Origin of the sequence: Streptomyces sp. SA15, from assembly GCF_002291145.1 — a bacterium.
Lineage (GTDB): Bacteria > Actinomycetota > Actinomycetes > Streptomycetales > Streptomycetaceae > Streptomyces.
The window spans coordinates 1-20,218 of the sequence record NZ_NTGE01000012.1; the positions used below are offsets into that span (position 1 = coordinate 1).

8 protein-coding genes are annotated in these 20,218 nt (G+C 73.1%); 3 read left to right on the forward strand and 5 right to left on the reverse strand.

Going from position 1 to position 20,218, the window contains the following annotated elements; translation table 11 throughout:
* Positions 1-233: 233 nt before the first annotated feature.
* A complete protein-coding gene (locus CLM62_RS01355; RefSeq protein WP_306457875.1) occupies positions 234-1,304 on the reverse strand; it encodes an LLM class flavin-dependent oxidoreductase in 1,071 nt (356 codons plus the stop codon).
* A 244-nt stretch (positions 1,305-1,548) separates the two neighbouring features.
* Entirely contained in the window at positions 1,549-1,788 is a 240-nt protein-coding gene (locus CLM62_RS01360) for an acyl carrier protein (protein WP_095748040.1), read from the reverse strand.
* Between the two features lie 147 nt (positions 1,789-1,935).
* Here CLM62_RS01360 and CLM62_RS01365 point away from each other — a divergent pair, with 147 nt between their 5' ends.
* The 3 genes from CLM62_RS01365 to CLM62_RS01375 all read left to right on the forward strand — a co-directional run bounded on the left by CLM62_RS01365 (position 1,936) and on the right by CLM62_RS01375 (position 5,083).
* The gene (locus CLM62_RS01365; RefSeq protein WP_095748041.1) at positions 1,936-3,564 is read left to right on the forward strand and encodes a (2,3-dihydroxybenzoyl)adenylate synthase; all 1,629 of its coding nucleotides are present in this window, start codon (positions 1,936-1,938) and stop codon (positions 3,562-3,564) included.
* Positions 3,565-3,567: 3 nt separating this feature from the next.
* Positions 3,568-4,827 carry a DegT/DnrJ/EryC1/StrS aminotransferase family protein gene (locus CLM62_RS01370; protein WP_095748042.1) on the forward strand — a complete coding sequence of 420 codons (1,260 nt, stop codon included), beginning with the start codon at positions 3,568-3,570 and terminating at the stop codon, positions 4,825-4,827.
* Positions 4,828-4,897: 70 nt separating this feature from the next.
* A complete protein-coding gene (locus CLM62_RS01375; RefSeq protein WP_095748043.1) occupies positions 4,898-5,083 on the forward strand; it encodes a tautomerase family protein in 186 nt (61 codons plus the stop codon).
* A gap of 99 nt (positions 5,084-5,182) precedes the next feature.
* Here the strand turns inward: CLM62_RS01375 and CLM62_RS01380 are convergent, their stop codons facing one another.
* From CLM62_RS01380 to CLM62_RS01390, 3 genes are all read right to left on the reverse strand, one after another.
* Entirely contained in the window at positions 5,183-6,499 is a 1,317-nt protein-coding gene (locus CLM62_RS01380) for an enoyl-CoA hydratase/isomerase family protein (protein ID WP_107483743.1), read from the reverse strand.
* Between the two features lie 11 nt (positions 6,500-6,510).
* Positions 6,511-6,747: an MbtH family protein gene (locus CLM62_RS01385; protein ID WP_095748045.1), complete on the reverse strand. Its 237-nt coding sequence runs from the start codon at positions 6,745-6,747 to the stop codon at positions 6,511-6,513.
* A gap of 98 nt (positions 6,748-6,845) precedes the next feature.
* Entirely contained in the window at positions 6,846-20,087 is a 13,242-nt protein-coding gene (locus CLM62_RS01390; protein ID WP_218835532.1) for a non-ribosomal peptide synthetase, read from the reverse strand.
* Between the last annotated feature and the right edge of the window lie 131 nt (positions 20,088-20,218).

A 20,218-nucleotide genomic window follows, 5' to 3' on the forward strand; every position in this document is an offset into this window, starting at 1 on the left:
CGGGCGGCGTAGGCGGGCCGGGACTCACGGCGCCGCCAAACGGTCCTTACCACCAGGAGCGGACCCGGCCGGGTCCGCTCCTGCGCAGAGGACCCCCGGCGAGTACGGGCGAAAGGCGGCCCGCGGCGCGGCGTCGGGCGAACGGGCGCGCCCCGGCGAGGTGCACCAGCCCGTATCGGGCGCCGCCTCTCACGCAGGGAGCACCGCGGCGCCGGTGGGCCGGTCGAGGGCGGTCAGACGGCGGCGTGTTCGCGGGACTCCCGGAACGCCGGTATCACGTTCTCGGCGAACAGGCGCATGGCGGTGACCGCCTGGTCGCGGCCGAGGGCGCCGGGGCTGAATTGGAGGCTCATGTCGAGGTCGGTGCCGAGGGCCGAGCGGATGGCGGTGATCTGGTCGCGTACGGCGTCGCAGTCGCCGGCCAGGACCTTGTTCGCCGCCAGCGACCGGTGGAAGTCATAGCCGGCCGCCTTCTCGGCGAACGTCTCGTAGCCGGGGTAGTCCGCCCCGCCGCCGGCGGCCAGCGGCGCCACGGCGCGGGCCATGTGCGTGACGTACGACCGCTCCCAGCGCTCCCCCTCGGCCAGCGCCTCGTCGTGGCGTTCGGACAGGTAGCACGTGTACTTGATCTGGATGCGGTGACCGCCCGGCTCGTGCCCGGCCGCGGCCCACGCCTGCCGGTAGGCGTCCAGCATGCCCTGCAACTGCTCGGTCGTGGTGACCGACGGGACGACCTGGAGGTGGTGCCCGGCGCGTCCGGCGGCGGCACACGACTCGGCACTGGTGGCGGAGGCGACGAAGATCGGCGGATGGGGACGCTGGTAGGGGCGGGGCAGCAGCGTGACCGGCCCGAAGCTGTGGAACTTGCCGCGCCACACGAGGTTCTCCGTGGTCCACAGCTGCCGGCATGCCTCGACGCCCTCGGTGAAGCGCGCCCGGCTCTCGTCCATCGGCACTTCGAAGGCGGCGAACTCGGCGGGCAGGAAGGCGCGTCCGAAGCCGACGTCGAGGCGGCCGTGGGACAGGTGGTCCAGCATGGCGAGCTTGCCGGCCAGCTTCACGGGGTGTGTGAAGGCCGGGATGACCGCGCCGGTGACGATGCGGACGCGACGGGTGCGGGCCGCCATGGCGGTGAGCAGCGTGACCGGGTCGGGGCAGTAGCCGCCGTAGGGGGTGAAGTAGTGCTCCACGGTCTGGACGTGCTCGTACCCCAGTTCGTCGGCCAGTTCCGCGAGTTCGCAGGAGAGGTCGTAGCACTCGGTGGCGCTCCTGACCTCCGGGTCGACGACGGGGAAGAAGTTCACACCGAATTCCATTGCTGGGTTGCCGCCTTCGTATCGGGCGCTCCCGCGCCGCCAATGGTGCGTTCGGACTCCTTCACGTTTAGAAGAGTTCCGGCCACCGGGCAACGCCGCGGCGGCCGTTTTCGTCGCCCCAGGGGCGTTTCCGCGTCAGTGCGTCAGCGCATTGTCAGCGGTTCACCAGAACAATTGCCAGGGCGCCCGGCGCCCCCGTAGAGTCCCCGGCACCGGCTTGTCGGGCGGCGGTTCAGTGCACGGCCACGAGCCGCCACCAGTCCCCCAGTGTCGGCGCATCGATGAAGTCGTGGGCCGGGCGGTCCAGGCCCGCACGGCGCCAGGACCCGATCAGGGAAAGTGCGGTAACCGAATCAAGTCCGAGTTCGAACAGGCTGTGATGCTCGCTTATGTCGTGCGGTTCCAGGCCGATCCGTTCGGCGATCACACGGCGGAGTTCTTCCTGGGTCTGCGGAATGCAATTCCTGGTCATGTCCGGCACCGTAGCAGAACGCAGCACGGGCAGAAAAGGCAGAAAACAACGGGAACAAACGCAACGGGCAGAAAGGGAGCCGAATTCCGGGTATCGCTTCCGTGAATTCACTTCCGTACCGCACGATTCGTCGTCTAAGGAGTTGCTGTGCTTGAAGGATGCGTCGACTGGCCGCGGGAGACGGCCGACAGGTACCGGAAGCTCGGCCTCTGGGAGGGGCGGACGCTGGGGGACGAGCTGCGGCGCTGGGCCGTGGAGTACCGGGACAGGGTGGCGCTGGTGTCGGGCGGACGGAGGGTGACCTACCGGGAGTTGGACGCCTGGGTGGATGGCGTCGCCGCCGGACTGCGTGCCCGTGGGGTCGCCCGCGACGACCGGGTCGTGGTCCAGTTGCCCAACGTCTGCGAGTTCGTGGTGCTGTGCTTCGCCCTGCACCGCCTGGGGGCGCTGCCCGTCTTCTCCCTGCCCGCCCACCGCGCGAACGAGATCACCTACCTGTGCCGGCATGCCGAGGCCGTCGCCTACGTCGTGCCCGACACCCACCACGGCTTCGACTACCGCACGCTCGCCGGCACGGTCAAGGCCGAGGTGCCGTCGGTGCGGGAGGTGTTCGTGGTCGGCGACCCGGGCCCGTACACGCCGTTCGACGCACTGTCCGCCCCGCAGGACGGCGCGGCGGACGCGGGGGGGCCCGAGGACGGGCCGGAGCCGCACGACGTCGCGTTCTTCCTGCTGTCCGGCGGCACCACCGCGCTGCCGAAGCTCATCCCCCGCACCCACGACGACTACGCGTACCAGACCCGGGTCAGCGCTGAGATCTGCGGCGTCGACGAGACGTGCGTGTATCTCGCGGTGCTGCCGCTGCCGTTCAACTTCACCTGGGGCTGCCCCGGCGTCCTGGGTGTGCTGGGCGCCGGCGGCCGGGTCGTGCTGGCGAGCGGCACCGACCCCGAGGAGTGCTTCGCCCTGATCGAGGCGGAGCGGGTCACGCTGACCTCCGTGGTGCCGACGATCGCCCACATGTGGCTGGACGGACGGGAGTGGATCGACCGCGACCTGCCCAGTCTGCGCACGCTCCAGATCGGCAGCGCGAAGCTGCATCCTGAGGTCGCGCGCCGGATCGAGCCGTCGTTCGGCTGTGCGCTGCAGCAGGTGTTCGGCATGGCCGAGGGGCTGTTGTGCATGACCAGGAGCACGGACGGCCCCGAGACGGTCATGACGACCCAGGGCCGCCCGATCTCCCCCGAGGACGAGCTCCGCGTCGTCGACCCGCAGGGCCGTCCGGTGCCGGTGGGCGAGACGGGCGAGCTGCTCACCCGCGGCCCGTACACCCTGCGCGGCTACTACCGGGCTCCCGAGCACAACGCCACGGCCTTCGACGAGGACGGCTTCTACCGCACCGGCGATCTGGTGCGCATGACCGGGCAGGGCGGGGTGGTCGTCGAGGGCAGGGTGAAGGACGTCATCGTGCGGGGTGGGGACAAGGTCTCCGCGACCGAGGTGGAACGCCACGTCAGCGCCCATCCCCGGGTCCGGCAGGCCGCGGTGATCCCGGTCGCCGACCCCGTGCTGGGCGAGCGGGTGTGCGCCTGCGTGATCCCGGCGGCGGACGGGGCGCCGAGCCTGAAGGACCTGAAGACCTTCCTGTCCTCCCGCGGCGTGGCCGACTTCAAGCTGCCGGAGCGGCTGGTCCTGCTGGACTCCTTCCCGCTGACCGGTCTGAACAAGGTGGACAAGAAACGGCTGCGGGCCGACGTCGGCGAGTCAAGGGGGTGAGCCGTGCGGCAGGCCGAGCGGTCGACGGCACGGGGCCGGACGGCCGGGTCGTACGCGGTGCCGGCGGCGAGCCGGGGCAGTGTGCTCGGCCGGGAGGAGACCGAGGCGCTGGCCGCCCTGCTCTCCTCCCGGGCCGCGCTGTCCTCCGGCGAGCAACGGGAGCGGTTCGAGGAGCGGTTCGCCCGGCATGTGGGGACGCGGTACGCGCTGTCGGTGACCAGCGGCACGGTGGCGCTGGAACTCGCCCTGTACCTGCTGGATCTCCGGGAGGGGGACGAGGTCGTCGCCACCCCGCAGACCTATCAGGCGACCGTGCAGCCGCTGCTCGGCTCGCCCGCCCGGGTGAGGTTCTGCGATGTCGACCCCGACTCGCTCAACGTGGACCCGGACCGGCTGGCGGAGCTGGTCACCGACCGCACCCGGGCCATCGTGCTGGTGCACTACGGGGGGTGGCCGGCGGACATGGACCGCGTCATGGCGCTGGCCCGGGAGCGTGGCATCACGGTCGTCGAGGACTGTGCGCACGCGCTCGGCAGCAGCTACCGGGGCCGCCGACCGGGGTCGCTGGGCGATCTCGGGTGCTTCAGCTTCCATTCGTCCAAGAACATCACGTCCCTCGGCGAGGGCGGCATGATCACCTTCGACCGGGAGGAGTGGGCACCGCGGCTGGACCGGCTGAGGTCCAACGAGCCCGACGGGCTGTACACCGGCCGGCCCGAGCCCGCGGACGGCGTGCCCGACCTGCTGCCGTGGATGAAGTACTCCTCGTCGGTCTACCGCACCGTCTGCGAGGGTGTGCGGCGCCCCGGGACCAACGCGACGCTGTCGGAGGCCGCGTGCGCGGTGGGGCTGGTGCAACTGACGCGGCTGGAGGAGCTGGTGGCCCGCCGCCGGGCCATCGCGGCGCGGCTGGACGCGGTGCTGGAGCGCCATCCGCTGTGCCGGGTGCCGCGCCCGGGTGCGGGGATGGAGCACGCCTACCACCTGTACACGTTCTTCGTCACCCAGCGGCAGGGCGTGCGCGAGAAGCTGGTGCGCGGACTGGACGAGCGCGGTGTCGAAGTGGAACTGCGGTACTTCCCGATGCATCTGACGCCCGAGTGGCGCGCCCGCGGGCACGGGGCGGGCGAGTGCCCGGTCGCCGAGCGGCTCTGGTTCGGCGAGCACGTCAACCTGCCCTGCCATCCGGGTCTGACCGACGCCCAGGTCGACCACCTCGTGTGGGCGCTGGACGACGCGCTGGCCTCGCTGACGGCCGGCTGACGCACGACGGCGCCACGGGACGCCGACGACGCCCCCTCCCGAGTCGACGAGTCACCGAAAGGGACCGAGCATGCCACTGATCGAGGTCAAGCTGTACGAGGGACGGCTCAAGGACGGCACCGACGCGGAGCTGATCGCCGCGCTGACCGACGCGGTCGGCCGGGTGCTGGGCGAGAGCGCGCGGGAGCAGACCTGGGTGACGCTCCAGGAGGTGCCCCGCAGCCGCTGGGGCATCGGCGGGCGGCCCGGGGCCTGACCGGCCGATGGCGCAATCGAACAGAGAACGCCGGACGCCCGGTGCCATCACGGCATCGGGCGTCCGGCTTTTCCGCTCCCCTGCGGGTTCCGGCGGGCGTCACCGCGCCCAGGTGCGGTCCAGGTTGTCGGTCACGGCCTGGCTGTGGGCGCAGTAGCCCTGCTCACGGGCGTAGTTGGCCATGTACCGGCGGAAGGCGTCCTGTGGTTCCACCGACATCCGCAGGGCACGCCGGTTGGCCAGCACGCTGGTCGTGCCCATGGCGCGCAGTGACTCGACGGCCCGGTCCGTCGCGGATTCGAGCTCCGCCGCGGGCAACGTCTCGGAGACGATCATGTGGCCCTCGGGGCTGTCCACGGGGATGTCCCGGTTGAACAGGACGGCCTGCCGGGCCAGTTGCTCACCGATGAAGCGGGGCAGCCGCAGCACCCCGCAGCCGGGGATGATGCCCTCGCGCCCGGCGGGCAGGTTGACGTACGCCTCCTTCTGCGCCACGACGTGGTCCATGACCAGCAGGAACTGGCAGCCCCCGCCGATGGCGAAGGCGTCGACGGTGGCGATCCACGGCTTCTCCCGGGCGCTGCGCGGTTCGGCCTCGCCGGTGAAGGCGCCGGAGTGACCGCGGTACATCTTGTTGACCGCGCCGAGCTCCCGGTCGAGGAAGAAGTCGACGAGGGAGATGCGGCCCTGTCTGAGGTGGGTGAGGTTGATGCCGGCGCCGAAGACGCGGCGGCCGGCCCACTTGGGGTGGGTGGCGGTCCCGCCGCGCAGCACGCCGACGTCGATGCGGTCGTCGAGCAGCACGAGGTCGACGGCGATCTCCAGGGCCTGGTTGGACGCGTCGTCCTCGGCGTTGAGGTAGCGGTGGTTCTGGAAGGTGACGTGTCCGAGGCCGTTCTTGTGGTGGACGGCGACCGGGCCGAGGTCGACCGCGTCCCGCTGGCGGAACTCGTCGAGCAGCCCCAGGGCCCGCTGCCGCGGCCGGGTCATGGCGTGCAGCAGGTGGCGTCCGCTGGGGCGGTCGTCGAGCACGTGGGCGACGAAGATGCCCTGGTCGATCTCCCAGCCCTCCTTGGCGCGCTGCTCCCGGGCCCGGTCGGCGGCCAGGTCGGCCTCGGCGGGGACGAGGCCCGGGTAGTGCCGGGCGGCCGCCGCGAGCAGTTCGGCCACGCGCGGTACGCGGCCGAGGCCTTCGGTGAGCGTGGCGTACACCTCGCGGACGTGGCGGCCGAGGAACTCCTCCCGGGCGGCGCGTGCTTCGGCCAGCAGGCGTCGCGCGGTGTGCTGCTGGGCGGCTGAGCGGTCGGGGCGCTGCGGCAGCCGGTCCAGGTGCGTGCGTACCCCGGCGAGTTGCGCCGTGAGGGCCCGGGCGTCCTGTTCCAGGGCGGAGCGCGCGGTGCCGGGGGCGTGCGCCACGGTCTCCCCACTCATTCGGTGCGGGCGCCCGGGACCGGCGCGCCGTCCATGCGGGCGGCCAGGCTCCTGGGCCGCATGTCGGTCCAGGTGTGTTCGATCCACTCCAGGCAGGAGGCCCGGTCGTCCTCCTCGTGGGCGACCGTCCAGCCGTCGGGCACGTCGGCGAAGACCGGCCACAGGGAGTACTGCCCCTCGTCGTTGACGAGCACGAGGAAGCGGCCCTCCGGGTCCTCGAACGGGTTGGTCATGGTGTGTTCCTCTCCTCCTGGGTCGGGGGCTCGGATGGTTGTCCCGGATCGCGGTCTTGCAGCGGGTCGGGGAATTGGGGGGCGGGTTTTCGGGCCGGTCAGGGGGTGTCGCCGAGGTGGTCGGCGAGGATCTCGCCGATGCGCCGGACGGGGTCGGCGCGGACCATCTCGGCGTGCTCGCAGGGGATGTCGTGCACCACGACCCGTCCGGTCGTGTACCGCTCCCAGCTCTCGGCGGGGGGCGCCCCGTCGACGCGGCCGGCGGTGGCCGCGAAGAACAGCACGTCGCTCTGGACGGTGCCCAGCGGCGGGTCGAACATCATGCGGCTGCACCGGACGAAGACGTCGGTGAAGGCCTCGACCCGGTCCTCGTCCATGAGGCCGGCCAGTGCGGTACTGCCCTCCTTGAGCAGGGCGACGACCTCGTCCCGGCCCAGGTCCCGGTCGGCCGCGTGCCGCGGGTCGATCCCGGCCTCGGCGAGCAGCACCTGGTGGATGCCGCGGGTCATGGTGTCGTCGCCCTGCCGGTCGTCGGCGTCGGCGGGACGTTCGATGTCGGGATAGGCGTCCAGCAGGGCGAGGGTGGCGACCTTCTCGCCCTGGGCCTCCAGGTGGACGGCGACCGCGTGGGCGAGCAGACCGCCCAGGGACCAGCCGAGCAGGTGGTAGGGGCCGGCCGGCTGGATCTGCCGGATCCGTTCGGCGTAGTCCGCGGCGAGTTCGGCGATGCCGTGCGGGGTGCCGCCCGGCTCGCTCAGGCCGCGCGCCTGGACGCCGTACACCGGCCTGCGGTGGTCGAGGGAGCGGAGCAGTCCGGAGTACACCCAGCTGATGCCGCCGGCCGGGTGGAGACAGAACAGCGGGGCGCGGTCGCCGCCGTGCCGCAGCGGCAGCATCACCTCGAAGGCGTCGGAACCGTCGGACACCCCGAGCCGGGCGGCCAGCCGGGCGACGGTGGGCGCCTCGAACAGGGTGCGCACGGCGAGCTCCGTGCCGAAGGTGGCCCGGACCCGGTTGATGAGCCGGGCGGCGAGCAGCGAGTGCCCGCCGAGCGCGAAGAAGTCGTCGTCGACGCCGACCGAGTCCCGGCCCAGCACTTCGGCGAAGAGCCGGCACAGCAGGTCCTCCGGCACGGAAGTCGGCGGCCGGCCCCCGCGGCTCTCGCGCAGTCCGGGGTCGGGCAGGGCGCGGTGGTCGACCTTGCCGTTCAGTGTCAACGGCAGCCGGTCCAGCACGGTGAAGTGGCTGGGAAGCATGTACTCGGGGAGCCGCTCGGTGAGGTGGGCGCGGACGCGGGCGATCAGCGCGGCGTGGTCGTCCGCGCGGCGCGGATGTCCGGCATGGGCCCACACCGGGAACGCCGCGGCCTCGGCCGTGGGCCGGTAGCGGCCCAGCGCGGCGGCCTGGCCTGCGCCGGCCCGTGGGGCAGGGGTGAACGTGACGTCGTACCGTCCCGTCTGGCCCGGTGCGGGCACCAGCGCCGCCCGCAGGCTATGACGGTCGGCGAGGCGGTGGAGTTCCTCCGGGTCGGGCAGGTCCGTGGGGAGCGCTCCGCGCAACCGGCCGAGGACCACCTCGGGGTCGCTGCCGTTGTCGAGGGCGGTGACGGCGGCGAGCGGGGCGGCGACGCGCCGGTCGGGTACGCGGGTGACGGTCAGTGGGCCGTCGGGTGCGTGGGCGAGGTGTTCGGCCAGCCCCGTCAGGTCGTGGACGTCGTGGCCCCAGCGCAGGGTGCGGGCGGGCGGCACGTCCGAGGCGGCGGCGGGGTCGGTGTGCAGGACGACGTCGTAGCGGTAGGCGCTCAGTTCGTTGTGGTGGACGGAGCGTTTCAGGCCCACGTCGACGGCGGTGACGGCGTCGATCTCGGTGTGCAGCGTGGCGAAGAAGTCGGGTGCGAGCAGGAGTTCGTTCTCCAGCAGCACCTCGCGTTCGACGGCCGTGCGCAGGTCGGACAGGCTCGTCGAGGCGTCCGCACGGTGCAGGGCGACGGAGGCGGCGAAGGTGCGGTGGTGGCGCAGGTCGCGTACGTCACCGACGAAGATCCGCCCGCCGGGCGCCAGCAGCGGCACCAGCCCCCGCAGCACCTCCACCGCATACCGCGCGCCGGGGAAGTACTGCACCACCGAGTTCAGTACCACCGTGTCGAAGAACCCCCGCGGCAACCCCTCGGTCTCAAGCGCCGAACCCACCCGCAACCGCACCCGATCCGCCCACTCCTCCCCCACGATCGCGGCCCGCACCCGCTCCACCGCCGCCGACGACACATCCACACCCCAGTAGCACTCCGACCGCGCCGCCAGCTCCCGCAGCAACAGCCCGTTGCCCACACCCACCTCCAGCACCCGGCCCGGACCCAGAGCACCGATCCGCGCCACCGCCGCCGCACGCCACTCCTCCATCTCCGCCACCGCAATCGGCGCCCCGTCATAACTGCTGTTCCAGCCCGCGAACGGGTTGTCGGCGCTCTCCCGGTACAGGGCGTCGTAGAGTCCGTGCCACTCCTCGACGTGCTCGGCCTCGGTCCGCAGGTCGCGGTCGGTCGGGGCGGTCGCGCCGGCGTCCGCGGGGACCAGGTAGGCGGCGAGGGTCCGGTCGCCGGGGCGGTCCTCCCGGGTCACCACGGTGGCCTGGGCGAGTTCGGTGTGCCGGACGAGTACGGCCTCGATCTCGGCGGTCTCGACACGGAACCCGCGGATCTTCACCTGCCCGTCCGAACGCCCCGCGAACTCCAGCACCCCGTCCGCACGCCACGGCACCACATCACCCGTGCGATACATCCGCCCCCCGCCACCGGAGAACGGATCCGCCACGAACCGCTCCGCCGTCAGCCCCGCACGCCCCGCATACCCCCGCGCCACACCCGCACCCGCCACATACAACTCACCACGCACCCCCACCGGCACCGGCCGCAACGCCCCGTCCAGCACATACACCCGGGTGTCGGCCATGGGACGGCCCAGCGGCACGGTGTGCTCGACGCGATGGGGGTGGCGCATGGGGTACTGGGTGGCGCACAGGGTGATCTCGGTGGGGCCGTAGACGGCCGTGACCGTGGTGTCGGGGCAGGTGTCGAGGAGGCGCTGCACGGCGGTCGGGGAGACCACGTCGCCGCCGGTCCACACCTCGCGCACCCCGGCGAAACTCTCCGGGCGTTCCTCGGCGATCAGGCGGAACAGTCCGGCGGTGTACAGCACGCCGGTGACCTGTTCGTCGATCATGACGCGTTCCAGCGCGCCCAGGTCGAGTTCGCCGGCCGGGGCGACGACCACGCGGTGGCCGTTGAGCAGGGGTGCCCACAGCTCGAAGGTGGACGGGTCGAAGGCGTGCGGGGAGTGCAGCAGCACGCGTTCGGCGGAGCAGCGCGGGTTGCGGCAGGATCCGGCGCCCTCCTCGTACGGGCCGTGCCACACCGGGTCGTGGGCGAGGTCGAGGACGTTCCGGTGGGTGATCTCGACACCCTTGGGTTCGCCGGTGGAGCCGGAGGTGAACATGACGTAGGCGAGGTGGTCGGGGTCGCCCGGCACGCACGGGTCGGCCACGCTGTGGGTGGCGAGGGCCGGTTCGTCGTCGACGACCACGACGGGGCCGTCGTGGCGTACGTCGCGGGCGCGCAGGGTGCGGTCGGTGAGCAGGATCCGCGCGCCGGTGCGGGTGAGCGCCATCCGGGTCCAGGCCGCCGGGTAGCCGGTGTGCAGGGGCACGTAGACGCAGCCGGCCTTGACGATGGCGAGGATCGACACGACCAGGTCCGCGGAGCGCTCCTGCAGGACACCGACCGCGGTCTGCGGGCGGGCGCCCAGCGCGATGAGGTGGTGTGCCAGGCGGTTGGCCCGTTCGTCGAGTTCTCGGTAGGTGAGGCCGTGTCCGTCGGCGCGGACCGCGACGGTGTCGGGGACGGCCTCGACCCGGGCGCGGAAGGCCTCCTGGAGTCCGCCGTGCGGCTGGGGTGCCGTGGGCCGGGCGGTGTCGTTCCAGTCGGTCAGCATCAGCCGGCGCTCCTCGTCGGTGAGGAGGTCCAGGGAGCCGACCGTGCGGCCGGGGTCCTCCACGGCGGCGCTCAGCAGCCGGGCGAGGCGGTTCAGCAGGGTGCGGACGGTGTCCCGCTCGAAGAGGTCGGTGCTGTACTCGGCCATGACGTCGAGCCCGGCCGGGCGGCCGTCGGCATCGTGGCGTTCGTGGCAGAACAGCGACAGGTCGAATCGGGCTGCCCCGGCGGTCAGCGCAAGGTACTCGGCCTTCGCGCCGCCGAGGCGGAAGTCGGCGCGGGGGGTGTTCTGGAGGGCGAGCATGACCTGGACGAGGGGGTTGCGGGACAGCGACCGGGTCGGGTTGAGCACCTCGACCAGCCGCTCGAACGGCACATCCTGATGCGCGTAGGCCGCCAGATCCCCCTCACGGACCCGGCCCAGCAACTCACGGAAGGACGGATCACCGGAGACGTCCGTACGCAGCACGAGGGTGTTCACGAAGAACCCGACCAGATCGTCCAGCGCCTCGTCCGTCCGCCCCGCCACGGGCGAGCCCACCGCGATGTCGTCCCCCGCACCCAGCCGGGACAACAACGCCACCAGACCCGCCTGCACCACCATGAACAACGTCGCCGACGCATCCCGCGCCAGCCCCACCAACCCCCGGTGCAACTCCCCCTCCAAACGGAAGACACAACTGCCACCCCGGTGGGAGAACACCGCAGGACGCGGCCGGTCCGCCGGGATCCGCAACTGATCCGGCAACCCCGCCAGCCGCTCACGCCAGTACGCCACCTGACGCGCCATCTCACTGCCCGCGTCCGACTCCTCCCCCAGCACCCGCCGCTGCCACACCGCGTAATCCGCGTACTGCACCGGCAACGCCTCCCACCGCGGCACCCGGCCCTCGACCCGCGCCCCATAAGCGGCCACCACATCCCGCGCCAACGGCGCCAACGACCACCCGTCCCCAGCGATGTGATGCAACGTCAAAACCAGCACACACCGCCCCTCCCCCACCACGAACAACTCCCCCCGCACCGGAATCTCCACCGCCAGATCGAAGGGGTGGCGGGCCGCCCTGTGCAGTTGGGTGTCGAGGTCCGTGGCATCGGTGTCGTCGACCGTCCGAACGTCCAGTACGGGGGTGGCGGCCTCGGGCGGGAGGATCCGGGCGACGGCCTCGCCGTCGGCGCCCGGGTAGACGGTGCGCAGCACCTCGTGGCGGGCGACCACGTCGTGCAGGGCCGCACGCAGCACGTCCGGGTCGACGGGGCCGTCCAGCGCGAGCGCCAGGGGGATGTTGTAGGTGGGGGCCGGGCCTTCCATCTGGTTGATGAACCACAGGCGGCTCTGGGCGAACGACAGGGGCACCTCGCCGCTCGTCCGGTCGGCGGGCCGCAGGGGTGGGCGGGCGGTGGTGGCAGCGTCCAGGTGCCGCACCAGCCCGGCCGGCGTGGGACTGTCGAACAGCGCCCGCACCGGCAACTCCACCCCGAACACCGACCGCACCCGGGACACCAGCCGCGTCGCCAGCAGCGAATGACCACCCGCCACGAAGAAGTCGTCGTCCGCCGCCACCGACGCCAGCCCCAGCACCTCGGCGAACAGACCGCACAGGATCTCCTCCCGAGGCGACCGCGCCACCCGACCCCGGCCACCGCCGGAGAACTCCGGCACCGGCAACGCCGCCCGGTCCAGCTTCCCGTTCACCGTCAACGGCAACCGCTCCAGCACCACGAACGCCGCCGGCACCACCGACGCCGGAAGGACCTCGACTGCCCGGGCGCGCACGTCGTCGGGGGTGAGGGTGCCGGGGTCGCGGGGGACGACATGGGCGACGAGGCGCCTGCCGCCGTCCGGGTCGTCGTGGGCGGTGACGGCGCAGTGGCGGACGGAGGGCAGGGCGGCCAGGGCGGCCTCGATCTCGCGGGGTTCCACGCGGACGCCCCTGATCTTGACCTGGTCGTCGCTGCGGCCCAGGTACTCGATGCGGCCGTCGGCCGTCCAGCGGGCGAGGTCGCCGGTGCGGTACATGCGGCTGCCGGGCGGGCCGTAGGGATGGGCGACGAACCGTTCGGCGGTGAGGGTGCCTCGGCCGAGGTAGCCGCGGGCGAGGTGCAGGTCGCCGGCGAGGTAGAGCTCTCCTGTCGAGCCGGGCGGCAGGGGGCGCAGCGCGCGGTCCAGGATGTGGGCGGTGATGTTGCGCAGCGGTGAGCCGATGGTGGGCTCGGTGTCGTCGTCGGGGTCCAGGACCGCACGGGTCGCGTAGACGGTGGCCTCGGTCGGCCCGTAGACGTTGAGGATCCGGCAGCCGGGGAAGGCGGCGCGGGTGTCGTGGACCAGCCGGGCGGTCAGGGCCTCGCCCGCGTACAGCAGGGTGCGGGGGCGCAGGGCGCGGGGCGGGGTGGCCGGGTCGGCGAGCAGGGCGGCCATGGCTGACGGCACCGTGCTCAGCAGGCCGGTGGCGCAGTCACCGTCCCGGGCGAGGGCCAGGACGTCGTCGGCCAGGTCGACGCGGCCACCGCCGAGCAGTGGGGCGAACAGTTCGAAGGCGGAGACGTCGAAGCCGAGGGAGGTCGTGGCGGCGACGGACGCCAGCTCCGCGGGGCCGACTTCGCCGACGGCCCAGGCCGCCAGGTCGACGACGTTGCGGTGGGGTACGACGACGGCCTTGGGGCGTCCGGTGGAGCCGGAGGTGAACAGGGCGTAGGCGGCGTTGTCCGGGTACAGCGGGCGGACGCGGTCGGCGTCGGTGAGGTCGGCGTCGGAGTGCCGGGCCAGGGCGGCCTGGACGTCCGGGTCGTCGAGGACGGTGCGTCGGTGGCCGTGGGGCAGGGCGGTGGCAGTCTCCCGCGTGGTCAGGACGAGGGCGGCGGCGGCATCGTCGAGCATGAGGGCGACTCGCGGCGCCGGGTGGTCCGGGTCGAGCGGGAGGTAGGCGGCGCCGGCCTTGAGGACGGCGAGGACGGCGACGACCAGGTCGGGCGTGCGCGGCAGGGCAAGGCCCACCAGGTCCTCGGCACCGACGCCGGCCGCGACGAGGTGGCGGGCGAGCCGGTTGGCGCGGGCGTTGAGCTCGCGATAGGCGAGGTCGGTACCGGCGTGCCGGAGGGCCGTGGCGTGCGGGGTGCGCGTGACCTGGGCCTGGAAGTGGTCCGGCAGGGTGCCGGGGCGGGCCGGGGCCGCGGTGTCGTTCCAGCGCTGGAGGGCGTGGTGCTCGCGGGGGGCCAGCAGGTCCGCGGCGCTCACCGGCTGGTCGGGGTGGGCGACGAGCTCGCGCAGGGCGCGGACCAGGCGGTCGGCGAGGGCCTGCGCGGTGTCGTGGTCGAAGAGGTCGGTGCTGTACTCCAGGACGCCGTCCACGCCCTGGGGCGTGCCGTCGGGGCCGCGGCTCTCGCGCAGGTGGAAGGAGAGGTCGAACTTGGACACGCCGATGTCGAGCGGTTCCGGGCGCACCCGCAGTCCGGGCAGGCCGAGTTCGGCGCGGGGCATGTTCTGCAGGGCGAGCATGACCTGGACGAGGGGGTTGCGGGACAGGGACCGGGCGGGGTTGAGGACCTCGACCAGCCGCTCGAACGGCACGTCCTGATGCGCGTAGGCCGCCAGGTCCCCTTCGCGGACCCGGCCCAGCAGCTCACGGAAGGACGGATCACCGGAGACGTCCGTACGCAGCACGAGGGTGTTCACGAAGAACCCGACCAGATCGTCCAGCGCCTCGTCCGTCCGCCCCGCCACGGGTGAGCCCACCGCGATGTCGTCCCCGGCACCCAGCCGGGACAACAACGCCACCAGACCCGCTTGGACGACCATGAACAACGTCGCCGACGCGTCCCGCGCCAGCCCCACCAACCCCCGGTGCAGCTCCTCGTCGAGGCGGAAGCGGATCAGGGCGCCGTCGTAGCCGGCGACGGGCGGGCGGGGGCGGTCGGCGGGCAGGGTGATCTCGTCGGGCAGGTCCGCCAGGGTGCGCCGCCAGTGGTCGAGCTGGCGGGCGAGTTCGCTGTGCGGGTCGTCCTCCTGGCCCAGGAGGCGGTGCTGCCACAGCGCGTAGTCGGCGTACTGCACGGGCAGCTGCGTCCATTCCGGTGCCCGGCCCGCCGTCCGGGCCCGGTAGGCCGTCATCAGGTCGCGGGCCAGGGGCGCCATCGACCAGCCGTCGCCAGCTATGTGATGCACCGTCAGCAACAGGACGGCCTCGGTCGGAGCGGTGCGCAGCAGGCGGGCGCGGACGGGCAGGTCGGCGGCGAGGTCGAAGCCCTGCCGGCCGGCCGCGGTGAGGGCGGCCGGGAGGTCGTCCTCTGTGGTGTGTTCGAGGGTGAAGGGCACGTGGGCGGTGTCGGGCGCGAGGATGTGCTGGCGGGGCCGTCCGTCATGCTGCGGGAAGACGGTGCGCAGCACCTCGTGGCGGGCGACCACGTCGTCGAGGGCCGCGCGCAGGGCGTCGACGTCGAGGTGGCCTGACAGCCGCATGGCGTAGGGGATGTTGTAGGTGGGGCCGGCGCCTTCGACCTGGTCGAGGAACCACAGGCGCCACTGGGCGAACGACAGGGGCACCTCGCCGCCCGTCCGGTCGGCGGGCCGCAGGGGTGGGCGGGCGGTGGTGGCAGCGTCCAGGTGCCGCACCAGCCCGGCCGGCGTGGGACTGTCGAACAGCGCCCGCACCGGCAACTCCACCCCGAACACCGACCGCACCCGGGACACCAGCCGCGTCGCCAGCAGCGAATGACCACCCGCCACGAAGAAGTCGTCGTCCGCCGCCACCGACGCCAGCCCCAGCACCTCGGCGAACAGACCGCACAGGATCTCCTCCCGAGGCGACCGCGCCACCCGACCCCGGCCACCGCCGGAGAACTCCGGCACCGGCAACGCCGCCCGGTCCAGCTTCCCGTTCACCGTCAACGGCAACCGCTCCAGCACCACGAACGCCGCCGGCACCCCCGACGCCGGAAGCCGGTCGCTCAGGTACTCGCGCAGGGAGGACACGAGGGAGCCGGTGAGCCGTGAGCGGCGGGGGCTGTTGGCGAACCGCGCCGGGTCGGCGGCCGTCGTGACGGCCGGGGAGTACAGGTCGTCGATGACGTCGGGCACCGGGGTGTGCCCGTCGGCACCGGTGTCGCCCGGCGCGCTGAACAGGACGTCGAGGTCGCCGTCCGGTGAGTCGGCGGACCAGGTGACGGCGGCGCGGCGGCCGAGGCGTGCGGCGAGGGCGTGCAGGTCCTCCGGGTCGATCGCCGGGTGGGTGGTGGCCGGGGCGCGGACCGCGCGGCGGGCGACGGTGAGGTCGCCGGATCCGTCCAGCAGCCGTAGTGCGGCGGTCTCGGGCGCCAGTCGGGCGTTGGGCACGCCCGCCACCCGCAGCGCCTGCGGCCGGGTGGCCAGCAGGTGTTCGAGTGCGGCCGGGTCGTCCAGGTCGCGGCCCCAGTGGAGGGTGGCGGCGGGGCGCGGTGCCGGGACGCCGGGGCCGCCGCGCTTACGGAGGACGACGTCGTAACGGTGGCGGCTGAGCTCGTTGTGGTGACGGCCGCGTTTGACGCGTACGTCGACGGCGTCGATGGCGGGGATGCGGCACCGCAGCGCCGGGAAGAACTCGGGGTCGACCAGCAGTTCTGTCTCCAGCAGCACGTCCTGCTCGACGGCGCGGCGCACGGCGGCCGCGTCCCGCTGCTCGTCGGGCCGGTGGAGCTGCACGGCGGCGGCGAAGCAGCGCAGCAGCCGGTGGTTGCGTACGTCTCCGAGGAAGAGGGAGCCGCCGGGGGCGAGCAGCTCCATGGCGCTCGCGATGACGTCGGCGAGGTAGGAGGCGTGCGGGAAGTAGGGGACGACGGAGTTGATCACGACGGTGTCGAAGTGGGCCGCGGGGAGCCCGTCGGTGACGTCGGCGGGCTGCACCCGCAGGTGGACGCGGTCTCGCAGCGCGGGCCGGTCGGCCAGCTGGGTGCGCAGCGCCTCGATGGCCGTGGCGGAGAAGTCGGTCGCCCAGTACGTCTCGCACTCCTCGGCGAGCCGGGACAGGATCAGGCCGCTGCCGACGCCGATCTCCAGCACCCGGCGGGGGCGCAGGGCGCGGACGCGGTCGACGGTGGCGTCGCGCCACTCGCGCATCTGGGGCAGCGGGATGGGCCGGGAGTCGTAGCTGCTGCCCCAGCCGGCGAAGTTCTCGCCGAACGGCGCGGTGGCGGCGTCCCGGTACACCTCCTCGTAGACGTCCTGCCACTCGCCGACCTGCTCGGCCTCGTCGCTCGGGTCGCGTTCGGCGCCGTCCCGGGGGACGACGTAGGCGACGAGCTGCCGTTCGCCGGGCCGGTCCTCTCGGACGAGGGCGGCCGCCTGGGAGATCTGGGGGTGGCCGCGCATGGCGGTCTCGATCTCGCCGAGTTCGACGCGCAGTCCGCGCAGCTTGACCTGCGAGTCCGTACGGCCGACGAAGTGCAGGCGGCCCTCGGTGTCGCGGCGGACCACGTCGCCGGTGCGGTACAGGCGGCCGCCGGGCGGGCCGAAGGGGTCGGCGACGAAGCGCGCGGCGGTCTCGGCGGGGGCCTGGTGGTAGCCGCGCGCCATGCCCGCGCCCGCTATGTACAGCTCGCCCGGCACTCCCACGGGGACGGGGGCCAGGTGGTCGTCGAGGGCGTAGAGCCGCATCTCGTCGAGGGCGACGCCGACGGGGACGGGCGCTTCGGGGTCGCAGGTGCCGCGGAAGGTGTGGCAGGAGGCGTAGACGGTGGTCTCGGTGGGGCCGTAACCGTTGACCATGGTGGTGTCGGGGCAGTCCGCGGCCAGGCGGGCGGCGGCGGCCGGGGAGAGGACGTCGCCGCCGGTCCACAGGGCGGTCAGGCCGCGCAGCCAGTCGGTGCGGTCCTCGGCGGTGGTGTTGAACACACCGGTGGGCAGCAGGAGTCCGGTGATCCGCCCCTCGGTGACGGCACGGGCGAGCACCCGCAGGTCGAGGTGGCCGGGCGGGGCCATGACCACGTGCCCGCCGGCCATGAGGGGCAGCCAGAACTCCATGTTGAAGGCGTCCCAGGCGTGGGCGGAGTGGAGCAGGACGCGGTCGGTGCTACCCGGGGTCCAGACGCGGTCGTGCCGCAGGCACTCGATGCCCCCGTGGGTGAGGGCGACCCCCTTGGGCCGGCCGGTGGAGCCGGAGGTGTACATGATGGCGGCGAGCCGGTCGGGGTCGCGGACGGGCGGCAGGGGTGCCGGGGTGCCGTCGGGCTGCGGGAGGTCGTCGTCGAGGACGAGCTGCGCGAGGCCGTGTGCGGCCGCCTCGTCGCGCAGGGCACGGTCGGTGAGCAGCACGGGCGGCCGGATCTCGGCGAGGACGGCGGCCCGGCGGGCCGGCGGGTGGTCGGCGTTGAGCGGGACGTAGGCCCCACCCGCCTTGAGGACGCCGAGTACGCCGACCGCTAGATGGGCGCCGCGCTCGGTGAGCATGGCGACGGGACGCTCCGCGTCGACGCCGCGTCCGCGCAGCAGGCGGGCGAGGTGGTCGGAGCGGCGGTCGAGTTCGGCGTACGTCAGGGTCTCGCCGGCGGCGGTGACGGCGGGCGCGTCCGGCTGGGTGCGTACGAGGTCGGCGAACCGGTCGGTGAGCGTCAGCGGTGCCGGGGTGTCCGGGCGGGTGGTGTCGTTCCACTCGGTGAGCAGCAGGTGCCGTTCGCCGGGCTCCAGCAGGTCCACGGCGCTGATGCGCTGGTCGGCGTCGTCGGCACAGGCGCGCAGCATCGTCGTCAGCCGGTCGATGAGCCGTTCCACGGTGTTCCGCTCGAAGAGGTCGCCGCTGTACTCGACCAGGCCCCAGACCCCGTCGGGGTCGCCGTCGTCGGTGTGCGCCTCGGTGAGGAAGACGGCGAGGTCGAACCGGGAGACCTCGGGCCTGAGGTGTTCGGGTTCGACGGTCAGGCCGGGCAGGCGGAACGCTGCCTCGGGGGTGTTCTGGAGGGCGAGCATGACCTGGACGAGGGGGTTGCGGGACAGCGACCGGGTCGGGTTGAGCACCTCGACCAGCCGCTCGAACGGCACGTCCTGATGCGCGTAAGCCGCCAGATCCCCCTCACGGACCCGGCCCAGCAACTCACGGAAGGACGGATCACCCGAGACATCCGTACGCAGCACCAGCGTGTTCACGAAGAACCCGACCAGATCGTCCAGCGCCTCGTCCGTCCGCCCCGCCACGGGCGAGCCCACCGCGATGTCGTCCCCCGCACCCAGCCGGGACAACAACGCCACCAGACCCGCCTGCACCACCATGAACAACGTCGCCGACGCATCCCGCGCCAGCCCCACCAACCCCCGGTGCAACTCCCCCTCCAAACGGAAGACACAACTGCCACCCCGGTGGGAGAACACCGCAGGACGCGGCCGGTCCGCCGGGATCCGCAACTGATCCGGCAACCCCGCCAGCCGCTCACGCCAGTACGCCACCTGACGCGCCATCTCACTGCCCGCGTCCGACTCCTCCCCCAGCACCCGCCGCTGCCACACCGCGTAATCCGCGTACTGCACCGGCAACGCCTCCCACCGCGGCACCCGGCCCTCGACCCGCGCCCCATAAGCGGCCACCACATCCCGCGCCAACGGCGCCAACGACCACCCGTCCCCAGCGATGTGATGCAACGTCAAAACCAGCACACACCGCCCCTCCCCCACCACGAACAACTCCCCCCGCACCGGAATCTCCACGGCCAGATCGAAGGGTTCGGCGACGGCGGCGGCGATCGCCTCGTCGAGGCGGTCGGGGTCGACGGGTATCTGCCGCAGGTGGCAGGGGGGTGCCGGGTCGAGGATCTTCTGGTGGGGGCGGCCGCCGGGAGCGGGGAAGACGGTGCGCAGGCTCTCGTGGCGGGCGACCACGTCGTCGAGGGCCGCGCGCAGGGCGTCGACGTCGAGGGCGCCGGTGATCCGCAGGCCGAGCGGGATGTGGTAGGTGGAGCTGGGCCCTTCCATCTGGTTGATGAACCACAGACGGCTCTGGGCGAACGACAGGGGTGTCTCGCCGGTGCGGGGCACGGGTCGCAGGGGCGTGTGGCTGCCGGGTCCGGTCGTGTCCAGCGCGGCGGCCAGCTCCGCCGGGGTGGGGTGCTGGAACAGGAACCGGATCGGCAGGTCGGTGCCGAGGGTGGAGCGGACCCGGTTGATGAGCCGGGTGCCGAGCAGGGAGTGGCCGCCCAGGTCGAAGAAGTTGTCGGTGGGGCCGACGGCGGGCAGGCCGAGCACGTCCGCGAAGAGCGAGCACATGATCTCTTCCTGCGGGGTGCGCGCCGCACGTCCGGTGCGCGGTCCGGTCTCGGGGTCGGGCAGGGCGCGGCGGTCGAGTTTGCCGTTGCTGGTGCGCGGCAGCGCGTCGAGCGCGGTGAGGGTGGCGGGCACCATGTGCTCCGGCAGCCGGCCGCGCAGGTAGGGGCGCAGGACGCCGGCGAGGGCCGGGGTGTCGTGGGCGCGCAGCGGGTCGTTGGTGAGGCCTGCCGAGAGCGGACCGCGGCCGGCGGGGGCGGGCGGGCACA